Annotated in this window: 11 protein-coding genes; 6 read left to right on the top strand and 5 right to left on the bottom strand. The window is 67.5% G+C overall.

What is annotated here, in order from left to right; all coding sequences use genetic code 11:
• From ctaD to AB3X99_RS15320, 3 genes are read left to right on the top strand one after another with little or no spacing between them, the layout of a single operon-like run.
• Entirely contained in the window at positions 1 to 2,655 is a 2,655-nt protein-coding gene (gene ctaD / locus AB3X99_RS15330) for a cytochrome c oxidase subunit I (protein ID WP_368617406.1), read from the top strand.
• Positions 2,652 to 3,086, top strand: a complete 435-nt coding sequence (locus AB3X99_RS15325) for a cytochrome C oxidase subunit I (RefSeq protein ID WP_368617405.1) — start codon at positions 2,652 to 2,654, stop codon at positions 3,084 to 3,086. The genes ctaD and AB3X99_RS15325 overlap by 4 nt, the downstream gene beginning before the upstream one ends.
• The gene (locus AB3X99_RS15320) at positions 3,083 to 4,381 is read left to right on the top strand and encodes a cytochrome c (RefSeq protein ID WP_368617404.1); all 1,299 of its coding nucleotides are present in this window, start codon (positions 3,083 to 3,085) and stop codon (positions 4,379 to 4,381) included. Before AB3X99_RS15325 ends, AB3X99_RS15320 begins: the two co-directional genes overlap by 4 nt.
• A gap of 76 nt (positions 4,382 to 4,457) precedes the next feature.
• Here AB3X99_RS15320 and AB3X99_RS15315 read toward each other — a convergent pair whose 3' ends face one another.
• The 4 genes from AB3X99_RS15315 to AB3X99_RS15300 all read right to left on the bottom strand — a co-directional run bounded on the left by AB3X99_RS15315 (position 4,458) and on the right by AB3X99_RS15300 (position 9,889).
• On the bottom strand, positions 4,458 to 4,757 hold the full coding sequence (locus tag AB3X99_RS15315; protein WP_342948283.1) for a hypothetical protein: 300 nt from the start codon (positions 4,755 to 4,757) through the stop codon (positions 4,458 to 4,460).
• A gap of 292 nt (positions 4,758 to 5,049) precedes the next feature.
• On the bottom strand, positions 5,050 to 6,837 hold the full coding sequence (locus AB3X99_RS15310; RefSeq protein WP_368617403.1) for a glycoside hydrolase family 15 protein: 1,788 nt from the start codon (positions 6,835 to 6,837) through the stop codon (positions 5,050 to 5,052).
• A 271-nt stretch (positions 6,838 to 7,108) separates the two neighbouring features.
• Positions 7,109 to 8,074, bottom strand: a complete 966-nt coding sequence (locus AB3X99_RS15305; RefSeq protein WP_069262296.1) for an NADP-dependent oxidoreductase — start codon at positions 8,072 to 8,074, stop codon at positions 7,109 to 7,111.
• 21 nt (positions 8,075 to 8,095) lie between these two features.
• Positions 8,096 to 9,889: a thiamine pyrophosphate-requiring protein gene (locus AB3X99_RS15300; RefSeq protein ID WP_368604670.1), complete on the bottom strand. Its 1,794-nt coding sequence runs from the start codon at positions 9,887 to 9,889 to the stop codon at positions 8,096 to 8,098.
• 255 nt (positions 9,890 to 10,144) lie between these two features.
• On the opposite strand from AB3X99_RS15300, the gene AB3X99_RS15295 reads away from it, so the two are divergent.
• From AB3X99_RS15295 to AB3X99_RS15285, 3 genes are read left to right on the top strand one after another with little or no spacing between them, the layout of a single operon-like run.
• Positions 10,145 to 11,317 (top strand): HlyD family secretion protein, encoded by a 1,173-nt coding sequence (locus AB3X99_RS15295; protein ID WP_368617402.1) that lies wholly within the window; start codon positions 10,145 to 10,147, stop codon positions 11,315 to 11,317.
• A 10-nt stretch (positions 11,318 to 11,327) separates the two neighbouring features.
• Positions 11,328 to 12,908, top strand: coding sequence for a DHA2 family efflux MFS transporter permease subunit (locus tag AB3X99_RS15290; protein WP_368617401.1), 1,581 nt, complete (start codon positions 11,328 to 11,330; stop codon positions 12,906 to 12,908).
• A 1-nt stretch (position 12,909) separates the two neighbouring features.
• Positions 12,910 to 14,478, top strand: a complete 1,569-nt coding sequence (locus AB3X99_RS15285; RefSeq protein WP_368617400.1) for an efflux transporter outer membrane subunit — start codon at positions 12,910 to 12,912, stop codon at positions 14,476 to 14,478.
• On the opposite strand, the gene AB3X99_RS15280 is transcribed toward AB3X99_RS15285, so the two are convergent.
• Complete coding sequence (locus AB3X99_RS15280; protein WP_368617399.1) at positions 14,475 to 15,299, bottom strand: CHAD domain-containing protein; 825 nt, start codon at positions 15,297 to 15,299, stop codon at positions 14,475 to 14,477. The two genes, AB3X99_RS15285 and AB3X99_RS15280, sit on opposite strands and share 4 nt — an antisense overlap.
• Positions 15,300 to 15,310 lie beyond the last annotated feature (11 nt).

Genomic DNA, 15,310 nt, shown 5'->3' with positions numbered 1-15,310 from the left:
ATGAACGATATCCCGGCCTCCCCCGCAGCTTCCGACCGTCCCGCCAGCGCGACGGTGCCGCGCCGTCCGCGTGCCGGGCGCCTCTCGCGCGTGCCGGAAACGGGCACGGCGCCGCTCGACGAAGCCACCCTGCGCCGCCTCCAGGAGATGTGGGAAACGCGCGCCGGCTGGCGCGGCTGGCTCTCCACGGTGGATCACAAGACCATCGGCCTCCGCTATCTCGTCACGGCGTTCGTGTTCCTCGTGCTGGGCGGCGTGGAAGCGCTCATCATGCGCGCGCAACTCGCGCGCCCCAACGAAACGCTTCTCACGCCCGAGCAATACGACCAGCTCTTCACGATGCACGGCGTCACGATGATCTTTCTCTACGCGTTACCCGTGCTGAGCGGCTTTTCGAACTACCTGTGGCCGCTCGTGCTCGGCTCGCGCGACATGGCGTTCCCGCGCCTGAACGCGCTCTCGTACTGGGTCTTTCTCGGCGCGGGCATTCTGCTCTACGCGAGCTTTCCCGCGGGACAGGGAGCCAATGCGGGCTGGTTCAACTACGTGCCGCTTTCCACGGCCGCCTACGACCCCGGGCCGAACATCGACGTCTACGCGCTCGGCATGGTGCTGCTCGGCATTTCCACCACAGTGGGCGCGGGGAACTTCGTCATCACGTTCCTGCGCATGCGGGCCAGCGGCATGTCGGTCGCGCGCCTGCCCATCCTCGTCTGGGGCACGCTCACGGCTTCGGCCGCCAATCTGCTCGCCGTGCCCTCCGTGAGCCTCGCGTTCTTTATGCTCTGGCTCGACCGCAACGCAGGCTCGCACTTCTTCGATACGACAGCCGACGGGCGCCCCCTGTTGTGGCAACACCTCTTCTGGATCTTCGCGCACCCGTGGGTCTACGTGGTCGTGCTGCCCGCCATGGGCATCGTGTCCGACGCGCTGCCCACCTTCTGCCGCCGCCCGATCGTCGCCTACGCGGCCGTTGCGCTGTCAACGGTCGCGACCATGCTCGTGGGCTTCGAAGTGTGGCTCCATCACATGTTCGCCACGGGCCTGCCGCCGCTCGCCCTGGCCTTCTTCGGTGCGGCGAGCATGGTGATTTCCGTGCCGAGCGCAATTGCGGTGTTCGCGTGGATCGCCACGATCTGGACCGGCAAGCCCGTGTTCAAGACGCCGTTCTACTACTTCGCGGGATTCGTGCTGATGTTCACCGTGGGCGGCGTTTCCGGCGTGATGACCGCCGCCGTGCCGCTCGACTGGCAGCTCACCGACACCTACTTCGTCGTGGCCCACCTTCACTACGTGCTGCTCGGCATCAACGTGTTTCCGGTGCTCGGCGGCCTCACGTACTGGTTTCCCAAGTTCACCGGACGGCTCATGCACGAGCGCTTCGGCAAGTGGACCTTCTGGGTCACGTTCGTCGGCTTCAACCTGGGTTTCTTTCCGATGCACATCTCCGGGCTCCTCGGCATGCCGCGGCGCATCTATACCTACCCGGAAGGCATGGGCTGGGACACGGCCAACCTGCTCACGAGCATCGGCGCGTTCGTGTTCGCGATCGGCATCGCCATGTTCATCGGCAATGCGCTCGTGAGCGCGCGGCGCGGCGCACGCGCGAGCGCGAACCCATGGAATGCGGCGGGCCTCGAGTGGGCGACCTCGTCGCCGCCGCCTCCGTACAACTTCGCGATCCTGCCGAGCGTGCGCTCGCGGGACCCGCTCTGGCAGCCCGATGCAAATGTGCCGCGTCCCGGCTATCTGCTCCATCGCGGGCGCGAAGCGCTCGGCGTCACGCCCCTCATGGGCGAGCCCGACGTCATCCTCAAGATGCCCGAGGACAGCTACGCGCCCTTCGTGCTGGGCGTGGCTTCGACGCTCGTGTTCGTGGGGTTGCTGTTCCATTCGACTCAGTTCACCGCGCTCGCCGGGCTCGCATGCGGACTCGCGCTGCTCTCGTGGCTGTGGCCGCGGCGCTCGCTAGGACAGCGCGAACCGTTCGCGCCGCAAGGCACGACGCCCGCCGGCAAAGTCGCCGAGACGACTGCCGAGTCGATCACGACAGGAAGCGAAGACGAAACCCTTGCCTTGCCCGTGGGCAGCGCCGGCGAACATGCGGGCGGCTGGTGGGGCGTGCTCACGCTCGTCGTGACGGAAACCGCGCTGTTCGGCTACCTGATCTTCTCGTACCTCTATCTCGCTTCGCAGAGCGCACAGCCCTGGCCGCCCGATGGCCTGCCCAAGCTCGGCATGAGCGGACTGAACACGGCGCTGCTGCTCACGAGCAGCGTGTTCGTATGGCTCGCGGGCGCGTTTGTGCGGCGCGCGCGCTCCTGGCCCGCGTTCTGGTCGATGATCGCCGGCATTGCGCTCGGCATCGCGTTTGTCACGATCCAGTTCTTCGAGTGGCACGACCGGCCCTATGGGCTCGCGACGCATCTGTATGGTTCGCTCTACTTCACGATCACGGGCTTTCACATGGCCCACGTGATGGCGGGTGTGCTGATGCTCGCCGCGCTCGCGTTCTGGATCGCGCGCGGCTACTTCGACGGCAGACGCGATGCGGCACTCACCATTGGCGGCCTGTACTGGCACTTCGTCGACGTGGTGTGGCTCTTCATCTTCTCCGTGCTCTATCTCTCGCCTTACTGGATGCGAGGACGATGATGCACTCCGCCGCGTCTCCAGCACCCGTGCCCGCACGCATCCGGCCCACGCTGCGGCAGCATATTGCCGTGTGGTACGGCATTTTTGGCGTGCCGGCCATCTGGGCGGTCCACGTGCTGGTCTGCCAGACGCTCGCAGCCACCGCGTGTGCCGGCGGCGTCCCGCAACGCAATGGCGAGCCCTGGGAGGTCGTGCACTGGACGCTTGCGCTCGTCTCCGCCGCTGCGTTCGCTCTGGCGCTCACCGGCGCGCTGCTGGCGCGGCGCACGTGGCGCGAAAGCGCCGCCGTCGACACGCCGCAGCGCGACACCTTCCGCTTTCTCGCCTGGAGCAGCACGGCCGTTGCCGTGGCGTTCACGATCGCGCTCGTGTTCACGATATCGGTGCTGTTCGCGTTGCCGCTCGAACGGCTATGCGGGGCGTTGCGATGAACTCCCGCGCCGGTTCGAGCGCTGTGCTCGCCGCCCTCGTGCTGCTCGCCGGCTGCCACCGCGACGAGCCGTTCGCGACGACGAAACCGCCGCCCGATGCCGCCCAGATCGCACTGGGCGAAAAGCTCGCGAAAGCGGGCGATTGCGCCTCGTGCCACGATTCCGCCAAACGCGAACCCTTCGGCGGCGGTCTCGCCGTGAATTCGCCGTTCGGTCCGATTTACGCCAGCAACATCACGCCCGACCCCGTGCACGGCATCGGCGACTACACGCCCGCGCAGTTCGCCGCGGCCTTGCAGCGCGGCGAAGCACGTGGCGGCAAGCGGCTCTATCCCGCGATGCCTTATCCGTCGTTTGCGGCGCTGGCGGCAAGCGACGTGAACGCGCTCTACCAGTACTTCATGTATGGCGTGAAGCCGGTGCCGAATGCCGCGCCGCAAACGCATCTGCCGTTTCCGTTCAACCAGCGCTGGGTGATGATGTTCTGGCGTCTCGCGTTCGCACAACATGGCCGCTTCGAGCCCGACCCCGGGCAGACCGCGCAGTGGAATCGCGGCGCCTGGCTCGTGCAGGGTCTCGGCCACTGCGGCGCGTGCCACACGCCGCGCGGGCCCGCCTACAACGAAATGGGCTACACGCAAAGCAGCCCGCTCTACCTCACGGGCGGCGTGAACGACCACTGGTACGCGCCGAATCTGACGGGCGACCCAGGCAGCGGCCTGGGCCGCTGGAGTGCCGACGACATCGCCGCGTTCCTGCGCGACGGGCACAACGACCGCGCCTATGCATTCGGCGCGATGGCGCCCGTGGTGGGCGCGAGCACGCAATACCTGGGCGACGACGATCTGCACGCCATCGCCACTTATCTGAAATCGCTGCCCGCACGCGAGGCGAGTGGCCAGTATGCCGATTCCGCGGCCGCGCGCGCCTCGACCATGGCGGCATTGCACGGCGGCACGCCGGAGCGGCCCGGCGCCGGCCTCTATCTCTCGTACTGCGCAAAATGCCACGGCGCCGACGGCGCCGGCAAACCCGACAAGGCGCCGCCCCTTGCGGGCAGTTCGCTCGCGCTCTCGTCCGACGCGACAAGCGTACTGCGCCTCATCGTCGAAGGCAGCCAGAGTCCGCAAACCGGTAATGGCGGCACGCCGCGCAAGATGCCTGGGTTCCGCACCCAGTTCACGGACAGCGAGGTCGCCCAGGTGGCGAGCTTCGTGCGCGGCGCGTGGGGCAACGACGCGGCGCCCATCGCGCCCGCCGAAGTTACGCGACTGCGCGGCGCGATCCACCGTTGAGCGTTCCTTCCAGTCAAGCATGGCGCGCGGTGGGGAACGACCGCGCGCCATCCGGGTCAGGGGCTATCTGACGAGCTTATTGCCCCTTGCTGTCGCTGCTTGCGTCCGCACCCGGGGTGTTGGTCGTGTCGTTCATCGGTTTGGACATCGCCTTCGTGTGCTTCTTGTGATGAGTCGACTTGTGTGTCGTACCGGTAGCGGCAGGATTCTGCTCGACGCCCTGAGTCTGCGCCGGATACACGTCGCTTGCGCCGCCGGTCGCAGCGCCTGGACTCGTGCTGCTGCTGCCGCCGCCTGAACCCTGGGCGAGCGCGAGACCCGATGTAGCAAGCGTCACGCTCGCTAGTGCAGAAATGAAATAGTGTCGTGGCTTCATGGTTGGCTTTCCTCGTCATCGTCTGGATAGAAAAAACGGGCGGTGCGTGCTGAAAACCACCCGCGCGCTAGCCCTTCGCAGCGCACATGGTGTGCCACGCATGCGAGCGTCTGCCGCAGCGCAGGGGCATAAGGCTTGCGCGCACGTTTGCGTCGCCGTGGGCCGAGCCTGCAATGAACCCCGCCGCACTCATGAACCCGATGCCGCTCGTCGTTACCTGGCCCGATTTCGCGGCGCGGCTGATCGGGGCGATCGTGCCGGCGGGCTGATCGGCCTGACGACCCGCGCCGGCTCACCTGGCGCGGCGATGGCCCTTCGCCGATCCGCTCAGCAGGATTGCCGTCTTGACCACGGCCAGATGACTGAGCGCCTGCGGGAAATTGCCCGCCAGCCGCTGCGCCCCCACGTCATACTCTTCGGCGAGCAAACCGACGTCGTTGGCCACGGCCAGCACGCGCTCGAACTGGGCGATGGCCTCGTCCACGTCGCCGCGCAGGTAGAGACAGTCGGCCATCCAGCACGAGCACGCGAGGAAGGCGCCTTCGTCGGGCGCTTCGTCCCCGCCGAGCCGCCAGCGACGAATCAGGCCGCCTTCGCCCAGTTCGGCGCGAATCGCGTCGATGGTGGCCGACATACGCGGCTCGTCGGCGCGCATGAAGCCCACGAGTGGCATGAGGAGCACGCTCGCATCGAGCGCCTCTTCGCCGTAACCGCGGACGAAGGCGCCGCGCCGCGCGCTCCAGCCGTGTTCGGAGACCTCCTCGTACAGGGCCTTGCGCATCTGCAGTGCGCGTTGCACCAGCGGGTCGCCTATGCCCGGGCCGTCTTCACACCAGTGTTTGATGAAGCGGTCGAGCGCCACCCACGCCATGACGCGCGAAAGCGTGTAGTGGCGCGCGTGGCCACGCGTCTCCCAGATTCCCGAACCCGGCTTCCCGCCATGATCGAGCAGCCAACCGATCAAGCGCGCTTCGAGTTCGGCCTCCTCCTGCGCCGCGACGATGCCGGCGCGCCGCGTGAGATAGAGGCAATCGAACGCCTCGCCGAACACATCCGGCTGATATTGCATACACGCCGCATTGCCGAAGCGCACGGGCCTCGCGCCCTGCCAGCCCGCCAGGGCGTCGACCTCGCGCTCGCGCGGCACGTGGCAGCCATCGACGCAATACATGACGTGAATGTGTCCGCGCACATGGCCGATCGTACGCAGCAGCCAGTCGCGCCAGGCGCGCGCTTCGTCGTGAAAGCCCGCTTCGAGCAACGCTTCCAGCGCGAAACTCGCGTCGCGCAGCCAGCAATAGCGATAGTCCCAGTTGAGTTCGCCGCCCGGCGCCTCCGGCAAAGACGTGGTGGGCGCGGCGACCATCGCGCCCGTCGGACGGTAGACCAGCGCGTAGAGCGTGAGGAGCGAGCGCCGCACCGCTTGCGGCCAGAGCGTTCGATCGTTGTCGAAGTGGTCGATCCAGCGGCGCCAGTGACGTTGCGTGTCGTGCAGCGCCGTGACGGCCGATGCCGGATCGACGCCCACGGCCTCGCCCGGGCATAGCGTGAAAACGAAGCGCTCGCCCGCGCGCACCGTGAACGCGGCTTCGAGCGCCTGCGCGTGGACACGCAACGGCACCTCCGCGCGCAACGTCATCGGGCCACACGCGGCGCGCACGGTCGCCGCGCCGCTTGCGTCTATCGTGTGTGGCGCAGCGTGCCCATCCGCGCGGCGCGGCTGCGCGATCATGTGCATATCCACACTGCCGTCCACGCCTTCGACGATGCGCATGATGCACGGTTCAGCGCTATCAGCCGCCATGAAGTCGATCACACGCGCGCTGCCGTGCGTGCCCTTCCAGGCGGTTTCGACCATGAGCGTGTCGCGCCGGTAGCTGCGGCTCGCGCGGCGCGCCGGATCGGCGGGTGCAAGGCGCCAGTGGCCATCCTCTTCGCGGCCGAGCAACGCGGCAAAGCAGGGTTCGCTGTCGAAACGCGGCCAGCAGAGCCAGTCGATCGAGCCATCGCGAGCGAGCAGCGCCGCGCTGCGGCCATCGGCAAGCAATGCGTAATCTTCGATGAGGCGTGTTCGGGTCATGGACGATAGCGCTACCCGCGCACGAATGGGCGCGCTCGAATCCGTGCGAGCACTTCGGATTCCCGAAAGGTTTGCAAGCCCAATGAGGGCGCGTCCCTTTGCAATGGCTGCGCACACCGTCTTTTCGCGCTGCAGTCGGCCGCGCGCGAACTTGCATCGATTACGTGTAAGGCTTGAAACGCGTGCGCAGCCCACGCCGGCTTGCACAATGCGACGAATACGCTCCAGGACATCTCGCAGCGTCGCGTGCGCGCCGCGTGAGCATCGAAGATCAAAGGGCGTCGTGCCACTGACGCATTACTACGAGCTTGCCGCGCAGGTGCCCCCCGGCGAGCCGCTCGAAGCCCCTTGGCGTGTCGTCGAAGTCGAAGCGCTCGACCACTTCGGCTTTCACCGCGCCCTTCTCGACGAGCTCGACGATATGGGCGAGCTGCGCGCCGTCCGCTCGCGCGGTGTAGCGCGTAGCGCGCGCGCCGTGGCGGCTCGCTTGCGCCTGCGAAGGTTCGCCCAGCGTCGAGACCATCGCCCCGCCGTTCTTGACGACCTGCCACGAGCGTTGCTGGGCTTCGCCGCCCACGAGGTCGAACACGAGGTCCACCTCGCCTGCCTCCTCTTCGAAGCGCTGCGCGTGATAGTCGATGACTTCGCTCGCGCCGAGCGCCAATAGCGCGTCGCGTTCGCTCGCCGAGGCCGTCGCGACGACGCGCGCGCCGCAATGGCGCGCGAACTGCACGGCGAAGCGCCCGACGCCGCCGCTCGCGCCTTGAATCAGCACGCGCTCGCCGCCTTGCAGCTTGCCGTGCTCGAACAAACCCTGCCACGCCGTGAGCGCGGCGAGCGGAATGGCGGCCGCCGCGTCCACGGCGCAGGTTGCAGGCGCGCCCGCCAGCGCGGTTGCGTCGACCACTACGTAATCGGCGAGCGCGCCAGACCCCTGGCCCACGAACGCGCAGACGCGCGCGCCTTGCGGCCATGCCTGTGCGCCCTCGCCCCTGCTCACCACCACGCCCGTCACGTCGCGGCCCAGCGTATACGGCAAATCGCCTTCCGTAACGAGCGGATAGCGGCCTTGCAGCGTCTTGAGATCGACGGGATTGAGCGCGGCAGCCTGCACTTCGATCAGCACTTCTCCATGCGCGGGCTCGGGCACGCTCAGGCTTTCCTGGCGCAACGACTCTACGCCGCCAAAGCGCGGCACGCGCCACGCGAGCATCGTCTCGGGAATATCAGCGTCCATCGATGGCTCCTTGTGCGCCCATCACTTCTTGCCCGGAATGACGCTCGCCATCACCTGGCGCGCCGTGTTCGCAATCACGCCGCCCTCGTCCGGGTCGCCTTCCATGAGCGCGCGCGCGAAATGGCGCGCCTGCTCGATCGTCACGTGCGGCGGCAGCGGCGGCACGTCGGGATCGGTCTTCACTTCGAGCACCACGGGGCGCGGCGATGCGAGCGCCTGGTCCCAGGCGTCGCCCAGCTGCTCCGCGTTGTCCACGTAGATGCCCGTGAGCCCCACCAGTTCCGCAAAACGGTGATACGGCACATTGGGAATGTCCTGCGAGGCTTCGAATTTCGCGTCGCCCTGCATCACGCGCTGCTCCCAGGTCACCTGATTCAGGTCCTCGTTGTTGAACACGCAACAGATCCAGCGCGGGCTCGCCCATTGGCGCCAGTACTTCGCCACGGTCACGAGTTCGGCCATGTTGTTCATCTGCATGGCGCCGTCGCCCACGAGCGCGATCACGGGCCGTTCGGGATGCGCGAACTTCGCCGCGATGGCATAGGGAACGGCCGCCCCCATCGAGGCGAGACCGCCCGACAGCGAACACATCATGCCGCGCCGGATCTTGAGGTCGCGCGCATACCAGTTCGCGCACGAACCCGAGTCGCTCGTGACGATCGCGCCATCGGGCAGACGCGGCGACAGCTCGGTCACCACGCGCTGCGGGTTCACCTTGCCGCTCGTCGCCGCGTGCGCGCGATCCTCGAGCACGCGCTGCCAGCGCTCGCCAGCATGGATGAGGCGGTTGCGCCAGCTCCCGGCGTTCTTCTGCTCGAGCAGCGGCAAGAGCGCGCGCAGCGTGGCCGCGCTGTCGCCCACGAGGCTCACCTCCATCGGATAGCGCACGCTGAGCATGCCCGCGTCGATGTCGATCTGCACCGCGCGTGCGTCGCCTTCCTTCGGCAGGAATTCCGAATACGGGAAGCCGGAGCCAATCATCAGCAAGGTGTCGCAAGAGGACATCATCTCGTCGGTCGGCTTGGTGCCGAGCAGGCCGATGCTGCCCGTCACCCAGGGAATGTCGTCGGGCACCACGGCTTTGCCGAGCAACGCTTTGGCAACGCCCGCGTGCAGGCGCTCGGCCACGGCGAGCACCTCGTCGCCGGCGTGCATCGCGCCCGCGCCGACGAGTATCGCCACCCGGTGGCCCGCGTTGAGCACCTCGGCCGCGTGCTTGAGGTCGGCCTCGCGCGGCACCACTTCGGGTGCGCTGTAGCCCACGCCGGAATGCGCCGTGCCGTGCTTGCGCGCGGGCGGCTCATATTCGAGTTCCTGCAAGTCGTTGGGCAGCACCATGGCCGTGACCGTGCGCCGCGAGAGTGCGATGCGCACTGCGCGGTCCACCACGTGGCGTACCTGCGCAGGCACGCTGGGCTGCTGCACGTAGGCGCCCGCGACGTCCTTGAACATCGAGACGAGGTCGAGTTCCTGCTGATAATGCGCGCCGAGCGCGGCGCGCGCCTGCTGGCCCGCAATGGCCAGCACGGGCATGTGGTCGAGCCGCGCGTCATAGAGCCCCGTGAGCAGGTGTGCCGCGCCCGGCCCCGACGTGGCGATGCACACGCCCAGTTCGCCCGTGAACTTGGCGTGGGCGCTCGCCATGAAGGCGGCCATTTCCTCGTGGCGCGCCTGCACGAATTCAATCTTGCCCTGCGCGCGCTGCAGCGCGCCGAACATGCCGTTGATGCCGTCGCCAGGATAGCCGTAGATGCGTCGCACGCCCCATTCGTGCAGCCGCTCGATGATGAAGTCGCTCACCGTAGTCGTCGCCATGTGCCGTTCTCCTTACGGATAGTCCGAGTCGTTTGCCGTGTTGGCGTCACCCGCGCAAACGCCGAACCTGGCGCCGGGTGAGACTGGCGGCTTTTGCGCCTCGACGCGCGTCTTTTTTCGTTCGACACCCTCTGCATAGGCATAGCGATTGCTGCCTGCAGGGAGTTGCCCTTTTCGCGCAAATCGAATCCACCGGGACCCGCATGAAAGCCTTCCCCCATTCAGCCGATTTCAACGGTGAGCCAGGAGCCGCGCATGGCTGAGCAAGAAGGCTCGGGCGGCGTGGGCGCCTGGTCGCGCGCACACCGGGGCAAAGCGCGCCGCACGGATGCCGAAAAATCGAAAAACGGTGCGAACCGCAGTGAGAAGAATGACAATCAGGGCCGCAAGCGACCCGGCAAGAAGCCGCTCATCGTGATCGGCATCGTGCTGCTCGTGATCGCCATTGGCGCGCTTGTCTGGTGGTTCGTCACGCGCAACGAGGTCAGCACCGACGACGCCTATACCGACGGCAACGCCATCACCATCGCCCCGAAGGTATCGGGCTATGTGACGCAACTCAACGTCGACGACAACGTCTACGTGCACAAGGGCGACCTGATGGTCGAGATCGACCGGCGCGACTACGCGGCCCAGGTCGACCAGGCGCGCGCGCAACTCGGCCTCGCGAAGGCCCAGTTGCTTTCCGCGCAAGCGCAGCTCGACATCGCGCGTGTGCAGTACCCCGCGCAGTACGACCAGGCGCGGGCGCAGATCGAAACAGCCAGCGCGAACTACGCGCGCGCGCAGGCCGACTACGAACGCCAGCACGGCGTCGATCCCCGCGCAACCACGCAACAGAACATCGACACGGCCAACGACCAGCAGCGCGTGTCGCATGCCGGCGTCATGAGCGCCCGTGCCCAACTGAAGACGGCGAGCCTCGTGCCGCAGCAGATCCGCCAGGCCGTGGCCGCCGTGGAGGCGCGCCGCGAAGAGGTGGCGCAGGCCGAGGCGCAGCTCGACACGGCGGAACTGAACCTCGCCTGGTGCGACATGCGCGCGCCCTCCGATGGCTGGGTCACGCGCCGCAATGTGCAGTACGGCACGTTCTTGCAGGCGGGCACGTCGCTTTTTTCCATCGTCACGCCGCAAATGTGGATCACCGCCAATTTCAAGGAGTCCCAACTCACGCGCATGCGCCCGGGCGACAAGGTCAAGATCAGCGTGGACGCCTACCCGAAGCTCGAATTACGCGGCCACGTGGATAGCATCCAGCTCGGCAGCGGCTCGCGCTTTTCGGCGTTCCCCGCCGAGAACGCGACGGGCAATTTCGTCAAGATCGTGCAGCGCGTGCCGGTGAAGATCGTGATCGACAGCGGCTTGCCGGGGAACCGGCCGCTGCCGCTGGGGCTTTCGGTCGAGCCTACGGTGTATCTGGCGGACTGAGGGCGCGGCCATGAGCGATTCGCAGAGCAACTGGCGCCCCGCCGGCAACCCCTGGCTCATCGCGATCGCGGTCACGCTCGCCGCGTTCATGGAAGTGCTCGACACGACCATCGTGAACGTCGCGCTGCCCCATATCGCCGGCACGATGTCGGCGAGCTACGACGAGGCTACCTGGGTGCTGACGTCCTACCTCGTCGCCAATGGCATCGTGCTGCCCATCTCGGCGTTCTTCGCCCGCGTGCTCGGCCGCAAGCGCTATTTCATGCTCTGCATCGTCGCGTTCACGGTGTGCTCTTTCCTGTGCGGCGTCGCCACGAGCCTCGGCCAGCTCGTGATCTTCCGCGTGGCGCAAGGCTTCTTTGGCGGCGGCCTGCAGCCGAACCAGCAGTCCATCATCCTCGACACCTTCGAACCCAGCCAGCGCGGCCGCGCGTTTTCGATCTCCGCCGTCGCCATCGTCGTCGCCCCTGTGCTCGGCCCGACGCTGGGCGGCTGGATCACCGACCACGTCTCATGGCGCTGGGTCTTCCTGCTCAACGTGCCGGTCGGCATTCTCACGACCCTCGCCGTGTTCCAGCTCGTGGAAGACCCGCCATGGGTCAAACGCGAGACACACCAACGCATGAACTGGCGCACGGTCGACTTCTGGGGCATCGGGCTCATCGCCCTGGGTCTCGGCTGCCTGCAGGTCACGCTCGATCGCGGCGAGGACGACGACTGGTTCTCGTCGCCGTTCATCGTCACCTTCGCCGTGCTCGCGGTGCTCGGCATCGTGGGCGCAACCTTGCGCCTCATCTACGCGAAGCATCCCGTCGTGGATCTGCGCTGCCTGCGCGACCGCAATTTCGCGCTGGGCTGCTGCATGATCGCCGCGTTCGCCGCCGTGCTCTATGGCAGCGCCGTGATCATTCCGCAACTCGCACAGCAGCAGCTCGGCTACACCGCCACCCTCGCGGGCCTCGTGCTGTCACCGGGCGCGCTGCTCATCACGATGGAGATTCCCATCGTCAGCCGGTTGATGCCGCATATCCAGACGCGCATGCTCATCCTGACCGGCTTCATCATGCTCACCGTGGCGCTCATCTACGCGCGCACGCTCACGCCCGATATCGACTACCTCACGCTCGTGAAGCTGCGCAGCGCGCAGTCGCTCGCCATCGGATTCCTGTTCGTGCCTGTCACGACGCTCGCTTACCTGACCGTGCCGAAGGAGCTCAATAACGACGCCTCCGCACTGTTCACCATGTTCCGCAACGTGGCCGGCTCGATCGGCATTTCGGTCTCCACCGCGTTGATTCGCGAGCGCTCGCAGGCATGGATGGCGCATCTTTCGGCCCATATGTCGCCGTTCTCGCAGAACTACCAGGACACACTCGCGCGCGAGGCGCAAACGGTCATGCAAAGCACCGGAACGCCGCTCGCGCACGCCATGCAGACGGCGAGCGGCCATCTCTACGAGACCTTCGTTTCACAGGCCACCATCCTTGCCTATATCGACGTATTTGGCATACTCGCCTGCTTCTGCGCGGTGTTCGCGCCGCTCGCGCTGTTGTTCTCGCCCTCGAAAGCGGCGGGTTCAGGAGGCCATTGACATGCGAGCGCTCGCCGTCATTGTCGCCGCTTCACTGTGTGCCTGCACCGTAGGCCCCGACTTCCAGCCGCCGCAGGCCAACGCGCCCGCAGACTGGCATGCGACGCAACGCACGGCGAACGGACCGGGCGGCGCATCGACGCCCACCGTCGAATCGAATCCCGATCCGCAGTGGTGGCGCGGCTTCGGCGACCCCGCGCTCGACGCCCTGATCGAGCGCGCATTGAGCGACAACCCCGATCTGCAGATCGCGGTCGTGCGCATCGCGCAAGCACGCGAACGAACCCAGCAGGCCGCCGCACAAGGTCTGCCGAACGTGCGCGCGAGCGCGAGCTACAAGCGCGAACAACTGGGCGCGAAGGGCCTGCTCGAATCGGCGGGCGTCTACAACAAGGTCGATGCGCTCGGCGCGCCCAACTCGCCCATCAACCAGATCGCGCCGGGTGCGGGCCCAGGCGTGGAGCGCGGCGCGCAAAGCGCGCTCGACCGGCTCACCGCGCCCGTGGACCTGTGGCAAGCGGGCTTCGACGCGTCATGGGAACTCGACCTCTTCGGGCGCGTGCGACGCTCGGTCGAAGCCGCAAATGCGCAGGCCGATGTCGCGCTCGAGTCGCAACGCGATGCGCAGGTCTCGCTGGAAGCCGAAGTGGCCGAGACCTACCTGCAGCTGCGCGGCGCCCAGATGCTGCACGCGACGGCCCAGAACCTCGTCGCCGAGCAGCGCGAGACCGAGGACCTCGCGCGCAGCGCCGCGATGCACGGCCTCGAAAGCGAACTCGACGTCGCGCGCGCGCACGCCGAGCGCACGCAAACCGAGGCGCTGCTGCCGCAATACGATCAGCAGATCGCGCAGTCGCTCAACGCGCTCGCGGTGCTCGTAGGCGAAGCGCCGGGCGCGCTCGACACCGAACTCACGCCGCCCGGCATACTGCCCGGCACGCCGCCCGCAGTGCCGGTCGGGCTGCCCGCCACGCTCGCGCGCCGGCGCCCCGACATCCGCCGCGCCGAAGCTTCGCTGCACGCGGCCACGGCCAACGTGGGCGTGGCCGTGGCGCAGTTCTATCCGGACATCTCGCTCACCGGGCAGGTCGGCACGCGCGCGACCTCGCCGCACGATCTCACGCACTGGGCGAACCTTTTCTGGTCATGGGGGCCGAGCGTATCGCTGCCCGTCTTCCAGGGCGGCGCGCTCGTGTCGAACTTGAGGCTGTCGAAGCTCCAACAGGTCGAAGCCGCGCTCGATTACCGCAAAACCGTGCTCGATGCGCTGCGCGACGTGAACAACGCGCTCGATGTGTATCGCACCGATCAGACGCGCCTCGTCTCGCTCGACGAGAGTGCGGCAGCCCAGCGCCACGCGTTCGATCTCGCACGCGAGAGCTATCGCAAGGGCATTGTCTCGTTCATCGACGTGCTCGATGCGCAGCGCCAACTGAGCAGCGCCGAGCAGAACGCGCAGCAGGAGCAACTGCAGGTATGCACCGACCTCGTGGCGTTGTACAAGGCGCTGGGCGGCGGGTGGGAGCAAGCGGGGCCGATCGCCTCGTCCGCCCCTCCACCGCCGCGCTAATCGAGCAGCTTTGCCGCCATTCGCCGGCGCTTCTTGCGTTCGCGACGCAGCGTCGCGAGCGCGGCATCGGCCTTCGCACCGTCCGGGAAGATCTCGCGATGTTGCGCGAGCAGGTGTTCGCTCGCGACCGCATCGTTTAGCTTGCCGAAACGATCCTGAAGTTTCTTGAGCGACTTCATGCCCCGGTTTTCGCGGCGCGGCAGTATCGATCCGAAGAACTCGAGCAGATAGCGCAGGCGCTTCGCCCCCTTGCGCACCTCGTGCCACGAGGCGTAATCGCGGCGTTTTGCGCTGCGCGCTCGCCGCATGCGCTTAGCCAGCGACCGGCGCGCCGCTCGCACGCGTTCGCGCGCGAGGCGCTTGAGCGGCGTGCGGCGCGGCGACGTGTTCAACGCGCGGTTCACCTCATGCAGCATGTCGCGCAGCGCGTGCTTGAGATCGGCGGCAGAAAGCGTCTGCCGGGCGTGCTCGCGCGCCGCTTGTCGTACCGGCGCAAGGTGCCCGTTCGCGAGTGCGCCGCCGTCCGTGCCGAGCAGCGCGACGGCAATGTCCCAATCGCGCACCTCGCCCGCGGCCGACGCCGCACGCTTGAGAAACGCCCGCTGCGGCTCGATCCTCGCGCGCCCGAGCAGCGGCCGCCACGCCCACAACAGCGTGCGCAGCCGCCGCAACGCGACGCGCAGCCGGTGCATCGTTTCCGGCTCGGTGTCGAGCGCGGCGACACGCGCAAGCGCTTCCCTCACCAGCGGCTGCGCATAGCGCGAGAACTGCGATTGCGCGTCGCTGCGCGCGTTCTTCGATCGTGTAGCCGGCTTGTCCATTTGCTTGTGCC

The sequence above is a fragment of the Paraburkholderia sp. BR10882 genome, from assembly GCF_040948855.1.
GTDB lineage: Bacteria > Pseudomonadota > Gammaproteobacteria > Burkholderiales > Burkholderiaceae > Paraburkholderia > Paraburkholderia nodosa_A.
This window is presented reverse-complemented; position numbering and strand designations above follow the sequence as displayed.